The organism is Acinetobacter sp. YH12063, assembly GCF_013419715.1.
GTDB lineage: Bacteria > Pseudomonadota > Gammaproteobacteria > Pseudomonadales > Moraxellaceae > Acinetobacter > Acinetobacter amyesii.
Window position 1 is genome coordinate 104,285 of the sequence record NZ_VOZO01000011.1, and the last position, 16,547, is coordinate 120,831.

Below are 16,547 nucleotides of genomic sequence, written 5' to 3' on the forward strand. Positions count from 1 at the left end.
CAAAAATGGAAGAGCAATGACAGTTCAAATCATTACAATTGATGGCCCAAGTGGCTCAGGTAAAGGAACATTGGCAGCAAAAATTGCGGCACATTATCAGTTCCACTTACTCGACTCAGGTGCGTTATATCGTCTGTTGGGATTGTCATTGCATAAGCAAGACTTAATTGATGCATTAGACTCAAAGCTCGATGAATGCGTAAAAATTGCAACAAATTTAGACATACAATTTGTGACAAATGAAGCAGGTGTTTCGGTGCTTTTAGATGGTGAAGATGTCTCAAAAGTTATCCGTACTGAGAGAGTCGGAGAGTTTGCCTCAAAAGTTGCTGCAATTCCTGCACTTAGAACTGCGCTTTTAGAACGTCAGCATGCCTTTGCCCAAGCACCTGGTTTGGTTGCAGATGGCCGTGACATGGCAACTACGATTTTTCCCAATGCTCAAGCCAAGATTTATTTAACGGCTTCTGCTCAGTCCCGTGCAGAGCGCCGTGTAAATCAGTTGCAGGCTATGGGCGTGGATGTTAAAATAAACGACATTTTAGCAAATATCGAAGCGCGTGATAAGCGAGATATGGAACGCACAGTCGCTCCACTCAAGCCTGCGCCAGATGCTTATTTCATTGATAGTTCAACTTTGAGTATTGATGAAGTATTCACGCTGATGACGAATTACATCGATCAGCAATTAGCAAACTAAAGAATTTTCAGCAGAAGCATAGCTTGATCAGTCTTATACGGACTATGTAGACGCTTAATTAAACCGGCCTTGTCTGATCCAAGACCGCTGACTTTACTAGGTATATCATGACCGAATCTTTTGCAGCCCTCTTTGAAGAAAGCGAATTAAACCTCAACGTTGAAAAGGGTGCTGTCATCCAAGGCGTTGTAGTAAATATCGACTCTGACTGGGTAACAGTTGACACTGGCCTTAAATCAGAAGGTATTGTTGACCGCGCTGAATTCTTAAATGAACAACGTGAACTTGAAGTTCAAGTTGGCGACACTGTTGACGTAGTTGTTGAAGCTCTTGACAACGGTATGGGTCAAACAGTTTTATCACGTGAAAAAGCTAAACGTGCTGAAACTTGGACTAAACTTGAAAAAATCTTTGAAGACGGCGAAATCGTTACTGGTGTTATCTCTGGTAAGGTTAAAGGCGGTTTCACTGTTGACATCGGTCCAGTTCGTGCGTTCCTTCCAGGTTCTTTAGTTGATACTCGTCCTATTCGTGATACTACTCACTTAGAAGGTAAAGAGTTAGAATTTAAAGTAATCAAACTAGATGCTAAACGTAACAACGTTGTTGTATCTCGTCGTGCTGTTATGGAAGCTGAATCTTCAGCTGACCGTGAAGCTCTTCTTGCTCAGCTTGAAGAAGGTCAAACAGTTACTGGTACTATTAAAAATCTTACTGACTACGGCGCGTTCGTTGACCTTGGCGGTATTGATGGTCTTCTTCACATCACTGACATGGCTTGGAAACGTATCAAGCACCCTTCAGAAGTTGTTGAAGTTGGTCAAGAAGTTACTGTTAAAGTACTTAAATTCGACCGCGAACGTAACCGCGTATCTTTAGGCCTTAAACAATTAGGCGAAGATCCATGGTTAGCGATCATGAACCGTTACCCTAAAGGTTCTATCGTTAAAGCTCGTGTAACTAACTTAACTGACTATGGTTGCTTCGCTGAAATCGCTGAAGGCGTTGAAGGTTTAGTACACGTTTCAGAAATGGACCACACTAACAAAAACATCCACCCATCTAAAGTTGTTCAGATCGGTGACGAAGTTGACGTTATGGTTCTTGAAGTTGATGAAGAGCGTCGTCGTATTTCTCTTGGTATCAAACAAACTCGTGCTAACCCATGGGAAGAGTTTGCTAAAGAACACGACAAAGGTGAAAAAGTTTCAGGTACGATCAAGTCAATCACTGACTTCGGTATCTTCATCGGTTTACCAGGCGGTATCGATGGTCTAGTTCACTTGTCTGACATTTCTTGGAACGAACAAGGCGAAGAAGCTATCCGTCGTTACAAGAAAGGTGACACAGTTGAAGCGGTTATCCTTTCAGTAGACGCTGAAGGCAACCGTATCAGCCTTGGCATCAAACAAATGAACAGCGATCCGTTCAACGATTTCTTAGCTGCTAACGAACGCGGTGCGCTTGTTAAAGGTACTGTAACTGCAGTTGACGCTAAAGGCGCTACTGTTAAGTTAGCTGACGAAGTTGAAGCGACTCTTAAAGCATCTGAAATCAACCGCGACCGCGTTGAAGATGCAACTAAGTTCCTTGAAGTTGGTCAAGAAGTTGAAGCTAAAATCATCAATGTAGACCGCAAATCACGTTCTATCAACTTGTCTATCAAAGCGAAAGACGAAGCTGAAGAAAAAGAAGCAGTAGCTAACTTGAACAAGACAGCTACAGCATCTTCAGACAATGGTCCTAAGACTATTGGTGATTTGATCAAAGCTCAAATGAACCACTAAGTAAGTGTTTGAATTGTATTATTAATGTAAATTAATTAATATATTTTACACAATTACTGTAACGGTAGCGTAGTAAGTGATTATTACGCTACCGTTTTGTATTTAAACAGGTTATTATCAGGAAACTGATCCTAGGTAGCTTGATAATTAAAGAGGTCGCAGATGACTACTGAAGCACTTAATAAGTCTGACTTAATAGAGCGTATTTCTCTTAAAAACCCACACTTAGCTGAACCCTTAGTGGAAGAGGCCGTTAAGATAATGATCGATCAAATGATCGAAGCGTTATCTACAGACAACCGAATTGAAATCCGTGGTTTTGGTAGTTTTGCATTACATCACCGTGAACCACGTGTGGGTCGTAACCCAAAAACAGGTAAATCAGTAGAAGTTGCAGCAAAAGCTGTACCGCACTTTAAACCTGGTAAAGCTTTACGTGATGCGGTAAACGAATCTGCAAACTAATTCAAAACATTGTTAGGGGTGTTTATGCGTTACGTATTGGTCGTAATTTTACTGGTTCTATTTGGATACTCATTGGCTTTGGTTCTGCAAAACGGAACTGAACTTTCAGTCGATTTGTTATTTACACAAGTGCCTGCAATGCGTTTAGGGCTTTTATTGCTATTAACCTTGTCTTTAGGTTTGGTGTTAGGTCTTTTATTGGCAGTGCAAGTATTTCGAGTATTTCAAAATAACTGGGAAATTAAACGTCTACGTAAAGATATTGACCGCCTACGCAAAGAGCAAATTCAAACTGCTCAACTGGCTGCTGCTGAAGCGGCTGCACATACGCGTCATGAAAAGACAGTTTTAGATATTGATGCGAATGAGCGTCCTTCTAACCCGTTATAATTGGGTTTTAGAAGTAAATTAACTACTTTTATGAGTAGATTTAAATTTTATATTTAACACTCCGGTGGATCATCGGGGTGTTTTTTTATGGGCTGAAAAAATAAAACGCTTATCTCAAATAAAATAATGAGATAACTCAATTCAAATTAATCATTTCAAATAACATGAGTTTTATGACTTTCTGATCAAGTTGAATCCATCTATAATGCACTAATTTTGTCAAAATGAAGGGTAAGTCTCTTGAGTATCATCGTTGCACTAGATGCTAAAAGCCAATATGACGCACTTACAATTGCAGAGCAGTTAGATCCTGCATTATGTCGAGTTAAGGTTGGTAAAGAGTTATTTACCCATGAGGGTCCAAGTGTCGTTAAGGCATTGCATGATAAAGGTTTTGAAGTATTTCTAGATCTAAAATTCCACGATATTCCAAACACTACAGCGCAAGCAGTTTGTGCAGCTGCGGATATGGGTGTGTGGATGGTGAATGTTCATGCTTCAGGTGGTCGTAAAATGATGGAAACCTGTGTTGAGCGTTTAAAGACGGGTAACTATAACACTCAGCTGATTGCAGTAACGGTATTAACCTCGATGGGCCGTGAAGATCTTGCTGATTTAGGTTTGGATGTTGAACCATTTGAACACGTGAAACGTCTTGCGACTTTAACGAAAGAAAGTGGCTTAGATGGTGTGGTGTGTTCAGCTCAAGAAGCGAAAATGCTGCGTGAAACTTTGGGTGCAGAGTTTGCTTTAGTGACACCGGGTATCCGTCCTGCAGGTTCTGCTGCTGATGATCAAAAACGAATTGTGACACCTAAACAAGCTATGCTTGATGGTTCTACACATTTGGTGATTGGCCGTCCAATTACTAAATCGGACAATATGCGTCAAACTTTAAAAGATATTTTGGCGACACTTTAATATTTACCCTCTCTCTAACTCTCTCCCAAAGGGAGAGAGAAAGTCCTCTCCCTTTGGGAGAGGATTTAGGTGAGGGGGTTAGATAGCCGCCAATATACTCACCAATATAGGTGCAAGTACAGAAAGGATAAAGCCGCTGACCATAGCATGTGGAATAAAATCATTACCACAAGCTTGTTTGACCATCGGTAGTGTGACGTCCATGGCTGTTGCGCCCGCAGATGAAATTGCAGAGCGTGGGTAACGCCAGCCAATAATATACATAAACACAATCGCAAAGATTTCTCTGAATAAATCATTCATCAACGCAATACTACCTAGATGCGCATTTTTTAATTCAGTTACGACGATACCTGTCATCGAATAGAAACCATAGCCTTGTGACAGCATAATCAAATCTTTCAAGCTGATTTGTGGCAATAGATAGGCAGCAGCAAAAGCGCCCAAAAGTGAACCGACGATACAACCGAGTGGAACAAGTAGAATTTTCCAATTTAACCAAGAACGATCGAGCGGTGAGTAGGCGAGATCAAGCCCAATCAGAAACATGAAGACTAAAAGTAGATCCCAAGTACTAATATGTGGCTGAAGACTAAAATGTGCTACCATTTCAGCAAAAGCATAACCTAAACCCAATGCAATAAAAGCATAGCTAATATTGATGAGTGAGCTTGTTACTAACTGCATGGACACTTTGCCATGACTGGGTTTATAGCCTAAAAGCTTAAATAAAATATAGCAGCAAATAAAAGCACCCACTGAGGTCAATAGTGCAATAAGTACTGATGAAGAGAGGATTTGCAGAGGTGCTGAAATGGTGTGTAATGTTTCAGAAAATTCGATCGCAATCGCAAATAACAAAATATAAGTAAAGTAAGGCAGGAGTTTAAAGGCGATTTTTTCAAGCCAAGTGGGTAGGCGACGTGCAAGTATAAAACCAAGCCCTAAACAGGCCAAGAGCTGGAAAATCAACCAGAAAGATTGCATACAAAAATAGGCAGATAATGAATACCTGCCTATTATGAACTGTTATTACTTAAGCTGCATGACTAGATTTTGTTTTACTGAGGAGTCGAAAATCGGCTGGATTTATTTTTCGAGTAGCCAGCCAATATTTCCATGTATAAGTTGGCCACAGTGCAAAATTTTTACCGCCATTTTGTTGATACCAGCTTACGCAGCCTGATTGCCATACCGTGCCATCAAGCATGTCTTGTACATGAGTGTTAAATTGATCTTGCACCTGATCTTTAACAGCGATGGCTTGAACATTAGATTTTGAAACCAATTGCATCATTTGTAAGATGTAATCGACTTGTGCCTCAATCATAAATACCACTGAATTATGGGCAAGCACAGTATTGGGGCCTAATAATTGGAATAGATTTGGAAAGCCTTTGGTGCAAATGCCATAAAAACTTTCTGCGCCAGCTTGCCAAACTTGTTTGAGTTCTTGAGCATTTTCACCAATACATTCAAATGATTTTAAATAAATTCTTGGATCGGTAATAAAGCCTGTACCATAGATCAGACAATCGATTTCACGGGATTTTCCATCTTTGGTAATAATGGCATTTTCAGTGATTTCTTGTATTGCATCACTGACCAATTCCACATTAGGTCGATTAAAGGTTGGAAAGTATTTATTAGAAATTAAAATGCGTTTACAACCCATGATGTAGTTTGGCGTTAGTTTCTTGGCAAGTTCAGCATCTTTCACTTGATACTTAATATACAGTTCTGCCAGTTTTTGCGCATATTTCATGGTAGTTGGTTTAACAATTGGCACGACACGTGATTCGTTGGTCCAATACAGGCGAGCGCGGTGAATTTTTCGAAACCAATCATATTTTTTAAATAATGATTTTTCTAAACCATGATAATTGCGTTCATCTCGTGGAATGACCCAAGCCGCGGTACGTTGAAAAACATACAGTTGTTTTGTTTGTGGTGCGATTTCAGGAATGTATTGGATGGCACTGCCGCCTGTACCAATAGATGCGACTTTTTTACCTTCTAATGGATATTGATGATCCCATTGAGAAGAATGAAACACTTTGCCTTTAAATTTTTCAATGCCCGGAATGTGTGGAATTTGCGGGACATGTAGCGGGCCAGATGCAAAAATCACGTATTGAGCGGTAATTTTAACGCCATCTTTGAGTTCTAAATGCCAGTCGCAGGTTGATTCATTGTATTGGCTTGAAAGTACTTCACTGTTAAAGCGACAGAATTGTTTTAAATTATATTCACGGGTGACCTGTTGGATATAGTCAAATATTTCAGGTGCTTCGGCATAACGTTTTGACCAATCTGTTTTGGGTGCAAAAGAAAGCGAATACATATGTGATTGCACATCACACGCAGCGCCAGGGTAGCGGTTCTCACGCCAAGTTCCACCAAAATCATTGGCTTTTTCGAGAATCAGGAAATCTTGATTGCCTTGTTGGAAAAGCCGTATTGCCATAGCAATACCACCAAAACCACCGCCGATGATAGCGATTTGCGTATGAATTTCCGAATTGGCTTTAGAGGTTTGCATTGTTTTTGTTTGCGCTTCCTGCATCATTTTTTTAATTCCAAGCGAGATTACAGGCTAAGCATACTTGAGTTCATGATCAGAACAATATGATTGAGGTGACAGAAAAATTGATCGAAACGGCAATGTTCATAATTGCAAATTTGTAGTAAAAAAGAAGAAATTTAATGTCATTTTACGATTTATGAAACGATCTATTCTAAGCCTGATGTATTTAGTACAAGGAATGCGTAAAGCAGGCGTAGATGTCGATCAACGTTTGCAAACTATCGGGCTGCGTGTCGATGCACTCGATCCTACTTCGGTGATTCATCCGAGTTTGGAGTGGGATGTACTGAAAGTCATTGGTAAAGATGTAGAACCTGAGCAAGGTTTATTTATTGGTCAGCATTATACGTTGGCGGGTTATGGCCCGTTGCTGATGTTATTGGTCACCAGTGATACTTTACGCCAAGCTTTAAATCAGGGAATTCGCTTTCAACAGTTGACGCATCTAACTGGGCGTTTGAGTTTGCAAATCAGTCAGCATAAAGTGGCCTTATGTTATCAACCGCAAGATGTGTATGCACCACTGGGTGCATTATTGGCGCAGTCGGAAATTTCTGGAACGTATAAATTCATCCGTGATCTGTACAAAATGATGGGGCTATCTACACCGCAAGTTCAAATTGATTTGCCATTTGCTGAACCCAAAGATCCTGAAAAATTAAAAATGTTTACTGATTATTATGGCTCTCAAGTTCGATTTGGTGCGCCATTTGCGGCATTTTGGTTCGATGAAGATGTTTTAGATATTCGGATCCCTTCCGCAGATATTATTACTTTTCGATTATATGAGTCGAAATGTATTGCGGAGTTAGAACGTTTAAGCGCCGATGAAGATGCGCCATCATTGGTTCAACGTGTGCAAGATTATTTGGAATTACAAAGTGGTGCGATGCCAAGTATGGCAGCAACTGCTCAAGCGTTGAACTTGCCTGAAAGAACTTTGCGTCATCAACTGCAACAGTTAAATACCAGTTATAAGCAAATTCGTGAAGATATTATTAAAGATAAAGCACTCCGTATGATTGAATATAATGAATATTCAATTGAAATGATTGCAGAATTGCTGGGCTATTCAGAACCTGCGGCGTTTAATCATGCGTTTAAACGTTGGTTTGGGCATAGTCCGAGACAATATAATAAATAGCCAATGCGCTTTACTGCCAAAGTGTTATATCTTCGAGTTTATTCTTCGTTATAATTCATTTAGCCCAAAAAAGTATTTAATGATATGTCAGATTTTCAGTCACCACACAACACCGCATTTACTCCGATTTCACCGGCTGAGCGTTATGCTCAAGCCTTAGCATCTGGTCAGTTTTTACCAGATCAGGAACAGGCGCAAGCGGTGCATGAGTTGGATCGAGTTTGGCAAGAATTAATCCAACGTTTTAAGGCTTCTAAAAAAGCGTTTCGTCGTTTCCGTCGTCAAACTGCACCGAAAGGGGTGTATATGTGGGGCGGTGTAGGACGTGGTAAAACGTGGCTGATGGATCAGTTTTATGATTCTGTGCCATTTCGACGCAAAACACGTATGCATTTCCATCACTTTATGCAGTACGTACACCGTGAATTAAATAAGCTTTCAGGTCAGCGTAATCCACTCGACCTTGTTGCCGACCAAATTTATAAAGAAGCAGTCGTGATTTGCTTTGATGAATTCTTTGTATCCAATGTCACGGATGCAATGATTTTGAGTGATCTATTCCAAAAATTATTTACGCGTGGGATCACCCTTGTTGCAACATCTAACATCGCACCAGATGGTTTATATAAAAACGGGATCCATCGTGACCGTTTTATCCCAACCATCGAAATGGTGAAAAAGAACTGTGTGATTTTAAATGTAGACTCAGGCGTAGACTATCGTTTACGTGTATTGAAACAAGCGCAGTTGTTTAAGTCGCCTTTAACACATGAACATAAGTTGTGGATGGCACAGCGTTTTACAGCATTAACGCAAACCCAAACGGTTTCACAAGAGCCAATTATTATTAATCAGCGTATTGTGGAAACCATTGGTCATACGGAAGATGTACTGTGGTGTGAATATTCTGAACTTTGCCTAAAACCACGTAGCCCAGCGGACTTTATTGAAATTGCCAATATTTATAATACGGTCTTGGTGAGTAATGTGCCGCACATGACGGATTATTTGTCTGAAGGGACTCGTCGTTTTATCTATCTAGTTGATGAGTTTTATGACCGTGGTGTGAAGTTGTTGCTTACTTCAGAAGATACGATTATTGAATTATATCAAGGTGAAAAATTGGCATTTGAAATTGAGCGTACACGTTCGCGCTTATTGGAAATGCAATCTGATGATTATCTACATACCTCTCACCGTCAAATCAATGCACCAGAATCTACAGCAGAAAATTAAGCGTTTCTGTTGGAATGAAAAAAGAACGTCTTGATGGCGTTCTTTTTTTGATTTTTAGTTTTAGATTACATGCATAGATAAGAAAAAGTATAGATCGAACAATCGACTTTAAAAGCGAGGTCGGAAGATAAAAGCATCATTAAATAAGAAGTATGGCTGTTTAATAATTCATCGATAAAAGCGTTAAATTTAAACTGATTGGTTGAAGTTGTAGCATCGACATTGGCAGCATTTCATGGCTTAATCGAGTGAGTTTGTTTGACGCTTAGGTCTATTTGTTCAGTTTTAGAACAAAATTCTGCACTTAAGTCTAATTTCGACATTTCAAAAACTTTATACACTGTAAAAAGGTATTCAGGCTGATGATGACGTCGTATTTCTGATCTTTATTATGTTGAATGATGAGGGTATTTCATTACATAGAAAATGATCATTATTTAGGAATGTGATAGTACTATTCAGCAAAGTATAAATGGGTATACTAGAATCTCTTGTTATAAAAAATAGCAATATCAGGAAAGACAATGACTGCACGTATTCAAAAAGGCAAGTTAGCGATTGCTAAAGAACTTTACGATTTCATCGAAAATGAAGCACTACCGGGTTCAGGTTTAGACAGTGAAACTTACTGGAAAAACTTTGAACAAGTCGTTGTCGATCTTAGCCCAAAGAACAAAGCACTATTGGCTAAGCGTGACGACATTCAAGCGAAAATTGATGAATGGCACCGCAACAACAAATTTGAACTCGAAGCTTACAAAGCTTTCCTTACTGAAATTGGCTACTTATTACCAGAAGTAGAAGATTTCCAAATCAGCACAGAAAATGTAGACGAAGAAATCGCATTATTGGCTGGTGCGCAATTAGTAGTGCCTGTGCGTAATGCACGTTACTGCTTAAACGCTGCGAACGCACGTTGGGGTTCACTCTACGATGCTCTTTACGGTTTTGACGTGATCTCTGAAGAAGACGGCGCGGAAAAAGGTAAGGGCTATAACCCAGCTCGTGGCGCAAAAGTTATCGAATTTGCTAAAAACTTCTTAAATGAGACTTTCCCGCTAGCTAATGGTTCGCATGCAGATGCAACTAAATATGCGGTAGAAGGCAAAAAGTTAGTTGTAAGCCTAAAAGATGGCTCAACTGCAACTTTAGCGAAAGAAGCTCAGTTTGTTGGTTTTAATGGTGACGAAGCTGCACCAACTGAAATCGTACTTTTAAACAATGGTTTACATGTAATCATTGAAGTTGATGCGACGAGCCCAATTGGTTCAACAGATGCTGCTGGCGTGAAAGACTTAGTTCTTGAAGCTGCGGTAACGACCATTCAAGACTTGGAAGACTCAATTGCAGCAGTTGATGCTGAAGAGAAAGTTGAAGGCTACCGTAACTGGTTAGGCTTAATGAAAGGTACGCTTTCTGAATCTATCGAGAAAAATGGTAAAACCGTTACTCGTACATTAAATAAAGACCGTACGCACAAAAACTTGATCGGTGGTGAAACTACACTTCACGGTCGTTCATTGATGTTACTTCGTAACGTGGGTCATTTGATGACAAACCCTGCGATCCTTGTAGATGGTGCTGAAATCTACGAAGGTATTATGGATGCATTGATCACACCGTTATTGACGTTTGCAGACATTAAAGGCGAAAACGAAAACAAGAACTCTCGTAAAGGTTCTATGTACATCGTTAAGCCAAAAATGCACGGTCCAGAAGAAGTTGCATTTGCAGTTGAATTATTTGAGCGTGCTGAACAAGCGCTTGGTTTGCCTGCGAAGACTTTGAAAATCGGTATCATGGACGAAGAACGTCGTACCTCTGTGAACTTGAAAAACTGTATCGCGCAAGCGAAAGATCGCACGATTTTTATTAATACAGGTTTCATGGACCGTACGGGTGACGAAATTCATACGTTCATGGAAGCAGGTCCATTCGTTCGTAAAGGCGAAGTGAAGTCTCAAATCTGGTTCCCAGCGTATGAAAACCGTAACGTGATGATCGGTCTACAAGCAGGCTTACGTGGTAAAGCGCAAATCGGTAAAGGCATGTGGCCAAAACCAGATATGTTGCTTGATATGTACAAAACTAAGATTGAGCATCCAGAAGCTGGCGCAAGCTGTGCATGGGTTCCGTCTCCATCTGGCGCTGTAATTCACGCGATTCACTATCATCAGTGCAATGTTTCTGAGCGTCAAAAAGAGTTGTTGAATACTCAACCGCTATCTTTAGATGACTTGTTAACACCGCCTTTAGCGACAGATACAAACTGGTCTGAAGAAGAGAAAACCAAAGAACTCGAAAATAACCTTCAAGGTATCTTAGGTTATGTGGTTCGTTGGGTTGATTTGGGTGTAGGTTGTTCAAAAGTTCTAGACATCAACAACGTTGGTTTGATGGAAGACCGTGCAACTTTACGTATTTCTTCTCAACACGTTGCAAACTGGTTACGTCACGGTATCGTAACTGCTGAACAAGTTGAAGAAGTATTTAAGCGCATGGCGAAAGTTGTGGATGAGCAAAATGCCAACGATCCACTTTACACACCAATGGCACCAAGCTTTGATGGTTATGCATACAAAGCTGCTTATGATTTAGTATTCAAAGGTGGCGAGCAGCCTTCTGGTTATACAGAGCCGCTTCTTCATGCTTACCGTTTAAAATTAAAAGGTTATACAGGTGACTAATCTGTAAATCAAAAAAAGCCTCTTCGGAGGCTTTTTTTATTGCTTGAGAAAGTTAGAATGTCGACATAAAAAATGAAAAGGAAACTCCATGTATTTATGGAATGTAAATCGGTTGGTGGATGATATAAGACTGAATAAAGTCTCTGAAACCCATTATAAAAACTACTATATTGCCAGCTCAATATTGATTTTCTTTAGCTACTTAGCACTGACCTTAACCCCAGAATCCAAACCTACAGAAGCTTGGGCTTCGTTTGTTTTACAAGTTGGTCTGCTGATTAGCTGGGTGAATGCCATATTTAAAGCCAATGGCGGCGAGCAAGGCCGAGATTTTTTAAAGCGCTTTATTGCATTGTATTTGCCCGTAACGATTCAGAGTTTAGTCCTCTTTATCTTGATCGCTGTTGTTGTCGAAGGGCTGTTACCCATGTTGACCCTAAACATGGAGGAGGCTGCGCTTGATCAACTCACCACAGTTAAAGATCTAAGTTTTGAAGTCATCATTAGCTGTTATATTTATTGGCGAATCTATAAAGCGATGCGGCAGATTCATCAGCCTGTTTAAAGTATAAGGTTGTAAAAGAAATTAATTATAAAGTTTTATCCTGTTTTTCTCATAGCTTTTCAATGCTGAAGCCTTTACATTGGGATGAATGATAAAAATAGGATGGAAACGATGTCAGCTTATACCGCATTAGATTTGCAATATATTGGTGGGCAATGGCGAGCAGGGACTTCAACGCGTCACATCAAGAATATCAATCCCTTTAGCCAAGCACAGATTTTTGAATTGCAGGCAGCCAGCAGTGTCGATGTAGACAGTGCTTATAGTGCGGCAGAAGCAGCATTTAAATCAGAAAAGACCAAGTCTATTAAAGTACGTCAGCAAGTTATCAACAAATTAGCTCAAACCATTCAGCAGCGCAGAGAAGAAATTATTCAATGGCTGATAGATGAATCTGGGAGTACACGTTTAAAAGCCAATATTGAAGTTGATGCGGCGCTCGGCATTATCCAAGAATCGCTGAGTTTTCCTGAAAAAATGCAAACCACGCAGTTGGAGAGTAAAGATCCGAGTCGAAAGAGTTTTGTCTTGCGCAAACCCTTGGGTGTCATTGCGGTGATTAGCCCTTGGAATTTTCCATTTCATTTGTCGATGCGTTCTGTGGTGACTGCGATTGCTTGCGGCAATAGTGTGGTGCTGAAGCCTGCAAGTGACACGCCAGTGACAGGTGGAACGTTACTCGGGAAATTATTTGAAGAAGCGGGTTTGCCGCATGGCGTATTAAATGTTGTTACAGGCAGCGGCAGTGAAATTGGCGACTATTTTGTAGAGCATCCTGTGCCTAAAATGATTTCATTTACAGGTTCAACTGAAGTGGGTCAACAGGTGGGGGTGAAAGCTTTGGCAAGTTCACGGATTAAGCGTTTAGCGCTGGAACTTGGCGGCAATGCGCCTTTGGTGATTTTAGATGATGCCGATTTAGATTTAGCCGTTGAACTGACCGTGATGGGGCGTTTTTTGCATCAAGGACAAATCTGCATGAGTACCAATCGAGTGATTGTGGATGAATCCTTGCACGATGCTTATGTTGAAAAATTGATTCAGCGGGTAAAAAGTATTGTGGTCGGTGATCCAAATGCTGCTGAAACCCTCATAGGGCCTATCATCAACAAGGCGCAGGTTGATAAATTAAAAACCATTATTCAAAATGCTATTCAGCAAGATGCAATTTTAGCCTATGCAGGCGGTATTGAAGGTCAATTGGTTGCACCGCATATTTTTACCCATGTGGATGCACACGCTGATATTGCATTGGAAGAAAGCTTTGGGCCAATCTTGCCGATTTTAAAAGCGCGAGATGAAGCACATGCACTAGAATTGGCGAATTCAACCCGATTTGGTTTATCGAGTGCGGTATGTACGTCAAACTTGGCGCGCGGCGGGGAGTTTGCTGCCAAACTCGATATAGGCATGACGCATATCAATGGCATCAGTGTGGCGGATCATTCTAATGCACCCTTTGGCGGTGAACGTAATTCAGGCCTTGGTCGTTTTAATGGTGAGTGGATATTTGAGGAATTTACCCGCACCCATTGGCAAACTTTCCCTGCTTAAAATACGCAAAGTGAAGTCTATTTAATCTTGTGCAATAGACTTCACTGCAGGTTCTGTTATGCAGGACATTTTTAGTTTATTTCCATGAAATATGCGGCAGAATATAGTCCCAAAAACGGCTCCAACGTGTTTTGTAATACAGAAAAGCGCCAAGATCTTGGCTTGAACAATTATCCTGATAGTGCATTTGCTGATTCATCAACAGCATGGGCTTACGTTGCAAAGCCGTCATATACAGCTTGACCTGAACCTTATAATTGTAGATTGAATAATTAGAAGAAATACTCTCGGTTTTCATTTTTTGGATATGGTGAATATAGACATCAAACTTCAAGCCATTTTTGTAATCCGTTGCCTCATGAATTGTTCGATCTTCGATTGGAATAAGCGGATTGTTATCACTAAACGCTAAGTATGCGTTATGTTTTTGGTTTCCTTGTTAATCATTAAACTGAAGAGCTGAATTTGCAGTGGTGAAATAGGGGAGCACATCCTGAGGGTTGATTTTAAACGTGCCTGTACAATCTGTCCTGACACGCCCTTCATCTGAGTTCACCGTAAACCAGCCAAATTGATCTTCTAATTCTGTCGTGTGGGCTTCATCTACGTCAGGAAGAATCACGCCAAACTGATCTCTTTGTCTTTGCTGATTTTGCATCAAGCGATAACTATTTTGAGCATGTTTTGCAAAACGGATTTCAGGAAACATTTCTGGAGATGTAATTTTAAAGTCAGAGACATTGATCATTTCACCATAGGGCAGGATGACTAATGAGAACTGCTGCTCTTGGGTGTTGGGAAGATTTTTGACCGTGACCCAATGATGTGTACTGATCATTTGCTGATTGCGAAAATGCTTATATTGAATGCGGTATTTGCCTGCAGGGATCTCGATTTCATTGATCAGGCTTTGTTTAAATGGATATTCATTGAGATAGAGCGCGTCGAGACTAAAAGGTAGAAATGAAACGGTATGTACAGAAACTTTTGCTGCTTTGCAGTTGGATATAGACTTAAACTGAGAATTAAAACGATAAAGCGACTTCGGTCTAGATTTTTCATTTATTATAAAGATTGAATTTTTGCGGATTATGGCAAATATGTGTGCCAATTTCAAACCGATTACCTTAGCGCAATTAAAGTCGCAAAACTTGCCTGAAATCAGTTTTGAATATCCTGAGGAAGTCTATCCAAATTATGATTTACCGCTGCTCTTTAAGTCTGAGCAAGGGCTAGAGTGGCGAAAAGTGGGTTTTGGCATGGTGCCTAAATGGGCCGAAGACAAATCTATTGCACTAAAAACCTATAATGCCCGAAATGAAACTTTGTATCAAAAGCCGTCTTTTATCAATGCGATCTCAAAATGTAAGTTTGGCGTAATTCCAGTGTCTGAATTTTATGAGTCTATGTATATCGACAATAAACCGCAGCGTTGGAGTGTTAAACGCAAAGATGGAGAAGCGTTTTATATCGCTGCCTTATATGACATTTGTCGGCAAGGTGATGAGATTGTACGTTCTGCAACCATGATTACGATGGATGCTATTCAGCATGAGATGATGAAACACTTTCATGAGCCAGGTAATGTAAAACGCTCAGTGATTGTGATTCCGCATGCACGATTAGAGGAATGGCTGAGTTGGAAATCACCGAATATCCAAAGTTTTGTACAGGGTTTTCCTGTTGACGAATTTGAATGTGAGCATGCACCCAAAATAAAAATCGAAAAAATCAGTCCCCAACTGAACTTTTTCGATTGATACTTCGGTGATGCAGAATGCTTAGCGCGCTAAGTTTTTGAAAATGTGCTTTAAACTTTCCATGGTTTTTTCAATTTGTAGCGGTGTTAAGCCTTCAAAAGATTGTTCTAGAACGACATTCGTTAGATCGTTAATCTTTTGCGTCATAGCAGTGCCTTTATCGGTTAACACGACGCGAGTAATACGTGCATCATCTTCACAAGAATAAGTGTCTACTAAGCCTTCATCTTTTAAGCGATAAATGATCTTGGTTGTCGTCGACATTTTAGACACGACCATTTCAGATAAATCCGAAACGCTCGCATGTGGTTTAGACTTGAGTGCGAGCAGGATGCGACGACGTGAATTATCTACGCCATACTTTTTTAAGGCATGGTCGACGTTTAAAACATATTGTGAATGCACCTGAGTAACCCAGTAGAAAGGAAAATTTTCTAAACTAAAGTCATCGGTGGATGGTAAAAATTTTGAATACTTTTTTGTCATGAAGGAGTCCCCTGAATATTTGTTTTAATTTTATTTAATGTTTTAACATTCTATTGAAAAATAGAGGGTAATAGCAAGAGTTCACAATAAAAAAATAGAAAGTAGAAGATATCTCATTTTTAGATTATCTTAATAGATTAGATCTCTTTCATAAATCAAAAAACGATCTTCTTTTGGTTAATATTTGCACTCCGGATTTCTTAGCATTCGTGCATAATCTGCGGATGAAATACATCGATTCAAACAAGCTTTCTGATCCTCAGTT

General features: G+C 40.0%; 16 protein-coding genes. 11 read left to right on the top strand and 5 right to left on the bottom strand.

Going from position 1 to position 16,547, the window contains the following annotated elements; all coding sequences use genetic code 11:
- Positions 1–16 precede the first annotated feature (16 nt).
- The 5 genes from cmk to pyrF all read left to right on the top strand — a co-directional run bounded on the left by cmk (position 17) and on the right by pyrF (position 4,263).
- A complete protein-coding gene (cmk, locus tag FTU12_RS12770; RefSeq protein ID WP_168378902.1) occupies positions 17–700 on the top strand; it encodes a (d)CMP kinase in 684 nt (227 codons plus the stop codon).
- A 107-nt stretch (positions 701–807) separates the two neighbouring features.
- Positions 808–2,487, top strand: coding sequence for a 30S ribosomal protein S1 (rpsA, locus tag FTU12_RS12775; RefSeq protein WP_168378903.1), 1,680 nt, complete (start codon positions 808–810; stop codon positions 2,485–2,487).
- A 162-nt stretch (positions 2,488–2,649) separates the two neighbouring features.
- Positions 2,650–2,952, top strand: coding sequence for an integration host factor subunit beta (locus tag FTU12_RS12780; RefSeq protein WP_067767464.1), 303 nt, complete (start codon positions 2,650–2,652; stop codon positions 2,950–2,952).
- 24 nt (positions 2,953–2,976) lie between these two features.
- Positions 2,977–3,342: a lipopolysaccharide assembly protein LapA domain-containing protein gene (locus tag FTU12_RS12785; RefSeq protein WP_078188931.1), complete on the top strand. Its 366-nt coding sequence runs from the start codon at positions 2,977–2,979 to the stop codon at positions 3,340–3,342.
- Positions 3,343–3,582: 240 nt separating this feature from the next.
- Entirely contained in the window at positions 3,583–4,263 is a 681-nt protein-coding gene (gene pyrF / locus FTU12_RS12790) for an orotidine-5'-phosphate decarboxylase (protein WP_180040242.1), read from the top strand.
- A 78-nt stretch (positions 4,264–4,341) separates the two neighbouring features.
- Here the strand turns inward: pyrF and FTU12_RS12795 are convergent, their stop codons facing one another.
- Both FTU12_RS12795 and FTU12_RS12800 read right to left on the bottom strand, forming a co-directional pair.
- Positions 4,342–5,250 carry a lysine exporter LysO family protein gene (locus FTU12_RS12795; protein WP_180114522.1) on the bottom strand — a complete coding sequence of 303 codons (909 nt, stop codon included), beginning with the start codon at positions 5,248–5,250 and terminating at the stop codon, positions 4,342–4,344.
- 49 nt (positions 5,251–5,299) lie between these two features.
- Positions 5,300–6,805, bottom strand: coding sequence for an NAD(P)/FAD-dependent oxidoreductase (locus FTU12_RS12800; RefSeq protein WP_180114530.1), 1,506 nt, complete (start codon positions 6,803–6,805; stop codon positions 5,300–5,302).
- A gap of 181 nt (positions 6,806–6,986) precedes the next feature.
- Here FTU12_RS12800 and FTU12_RS12805 point away from each other — a divergent pair, with 181 nt between their 5' ends.
- The 5 genes from FTU12_RS12805 to FTU12_RS12825 all read left to right on the top strand — a co-directional run bounded on the left by FTU12_RS12805 (position 6,987) and on the right by FTU12_RS12825 (position 14,036).
- On the top strand, positions 6,987–7,994 hold the full coding sequence (locus FTU12_RS12805) for an AraC family transcriptional regulator (protein ID WP_111885051.1): 1,008 nt from the start codon (positions 6,987–6,989) through the stop codon (positions 7,992–7,994).
- An 84-nt stretch (positions 7,995–8,078) separates the two neighbouring features.
- A complete protein-coding gene (zapE, locus tag FTU12_RS12810; protein WP_111885050.1) occupies positions 8,079–9,230 on the top strand; it encodes a cell division protein ZapE in 1,152 nt (383 codons plus the stop codon).
- Between the two features lie 524 nt (positions 9,231–9,754).
- Complete coding sequence (locus FTU12_RS12815; protein ID WP_180010311.1) at positions 9,755–11,917, top strand: malate synthase G; 2,163 nt, start codon at positions 9,755–9,757, stop codon at positions 11,915–11,917.
- An 88-nt stretch (positions 11,918–12,005) separates the two neighbouring features.
- Positions 12,006–12,482 (top strand): hypothetical protein, encoded by a 477-nt coding sequence (locus tag FTU12_RS12820; protein ID WP_180114523.1) that lies wholly within the window; start codon positions 12,006–12,008, stop codon positions 12,480–12,482.
- 111 nt (positions 12,483–12,593) lie between these two features.
- Positions 12,594–14,036, top strand: a complete 1,443-nt coding sequence (locus FTU12_RS12825) for an aldehyde dehydrogenase family protein (protein WP_180114524.1) — start codon at positions 12,594–12,596, stop codon at positions 14,034–14,036.
- A 76-nt stretch (positions 14,037–14,112) separates the two neighbouring features.
- Here FTU12_RS12825 and FTU12_RS12830 read toward each other — a convergent pair whose 3' ends face one another.
- Together FTU12_RS12830 and FTU12_RS12835 are read right to left on the bottom strand one after the other, a co-directional pair.
- Positions 14,113–14,268, bottom strand: a complete 156-nt coding sequence (locus FTU12_RS12830; RefSeq protein ID WP_180110641.1) for a hypothetical protein — start codon at positions 14,266–14,268, stop codon at positions 14,113–14,115.
- A 207-nt stretch (positions 14,269–14,475) separates the two neighbouring features.
- Positions 14,476–14,874, bottom strand: a complete 399-nt coding sequence (locus FTU12_RS12835) for a hypothetical protein (RefSeq protein WP_180114525.1) — start codon at positions 14,872–14,874, stop codon at positions 14,476–14,478.
- A 262-nt stretch (positions 14,875–15,136) separates the two neighbouring features.
- Here FTU12_RS12835 and FTU12_RS12840 point away from each other — a divergent pair, with 262 nt between their 5' ends.
- On the top strand, positions 15,137–15,796 hold the full coding sequence (locus FTU12_RS12840) for an SOS response-associated peptidase family protein (RefSeq protein ID WP_180040273.1): 660 nt from the start codon (positions 15,137–15,139) through the stop codon (positions 15,794–15,796).
- Between the two features lie 21 nt (positions 15,797–15,817).
- Here FTU12_RS12840 and FTU12_RS12845 read toward each other — a convergent pair whose 3' ends face one another.
- A complete protein-coding gene (locus FTU12_RS12845) occupies positions 15,818–16,282 on the bottom strand; it encodes a MarR family winged helix-turn-helix transcriptional regulator (protein WP_180114526.1) in 465 nt (154 codons plus the stop codon).
- Positions 16,283–16,547: the final 265 nt, after the last annotated feature.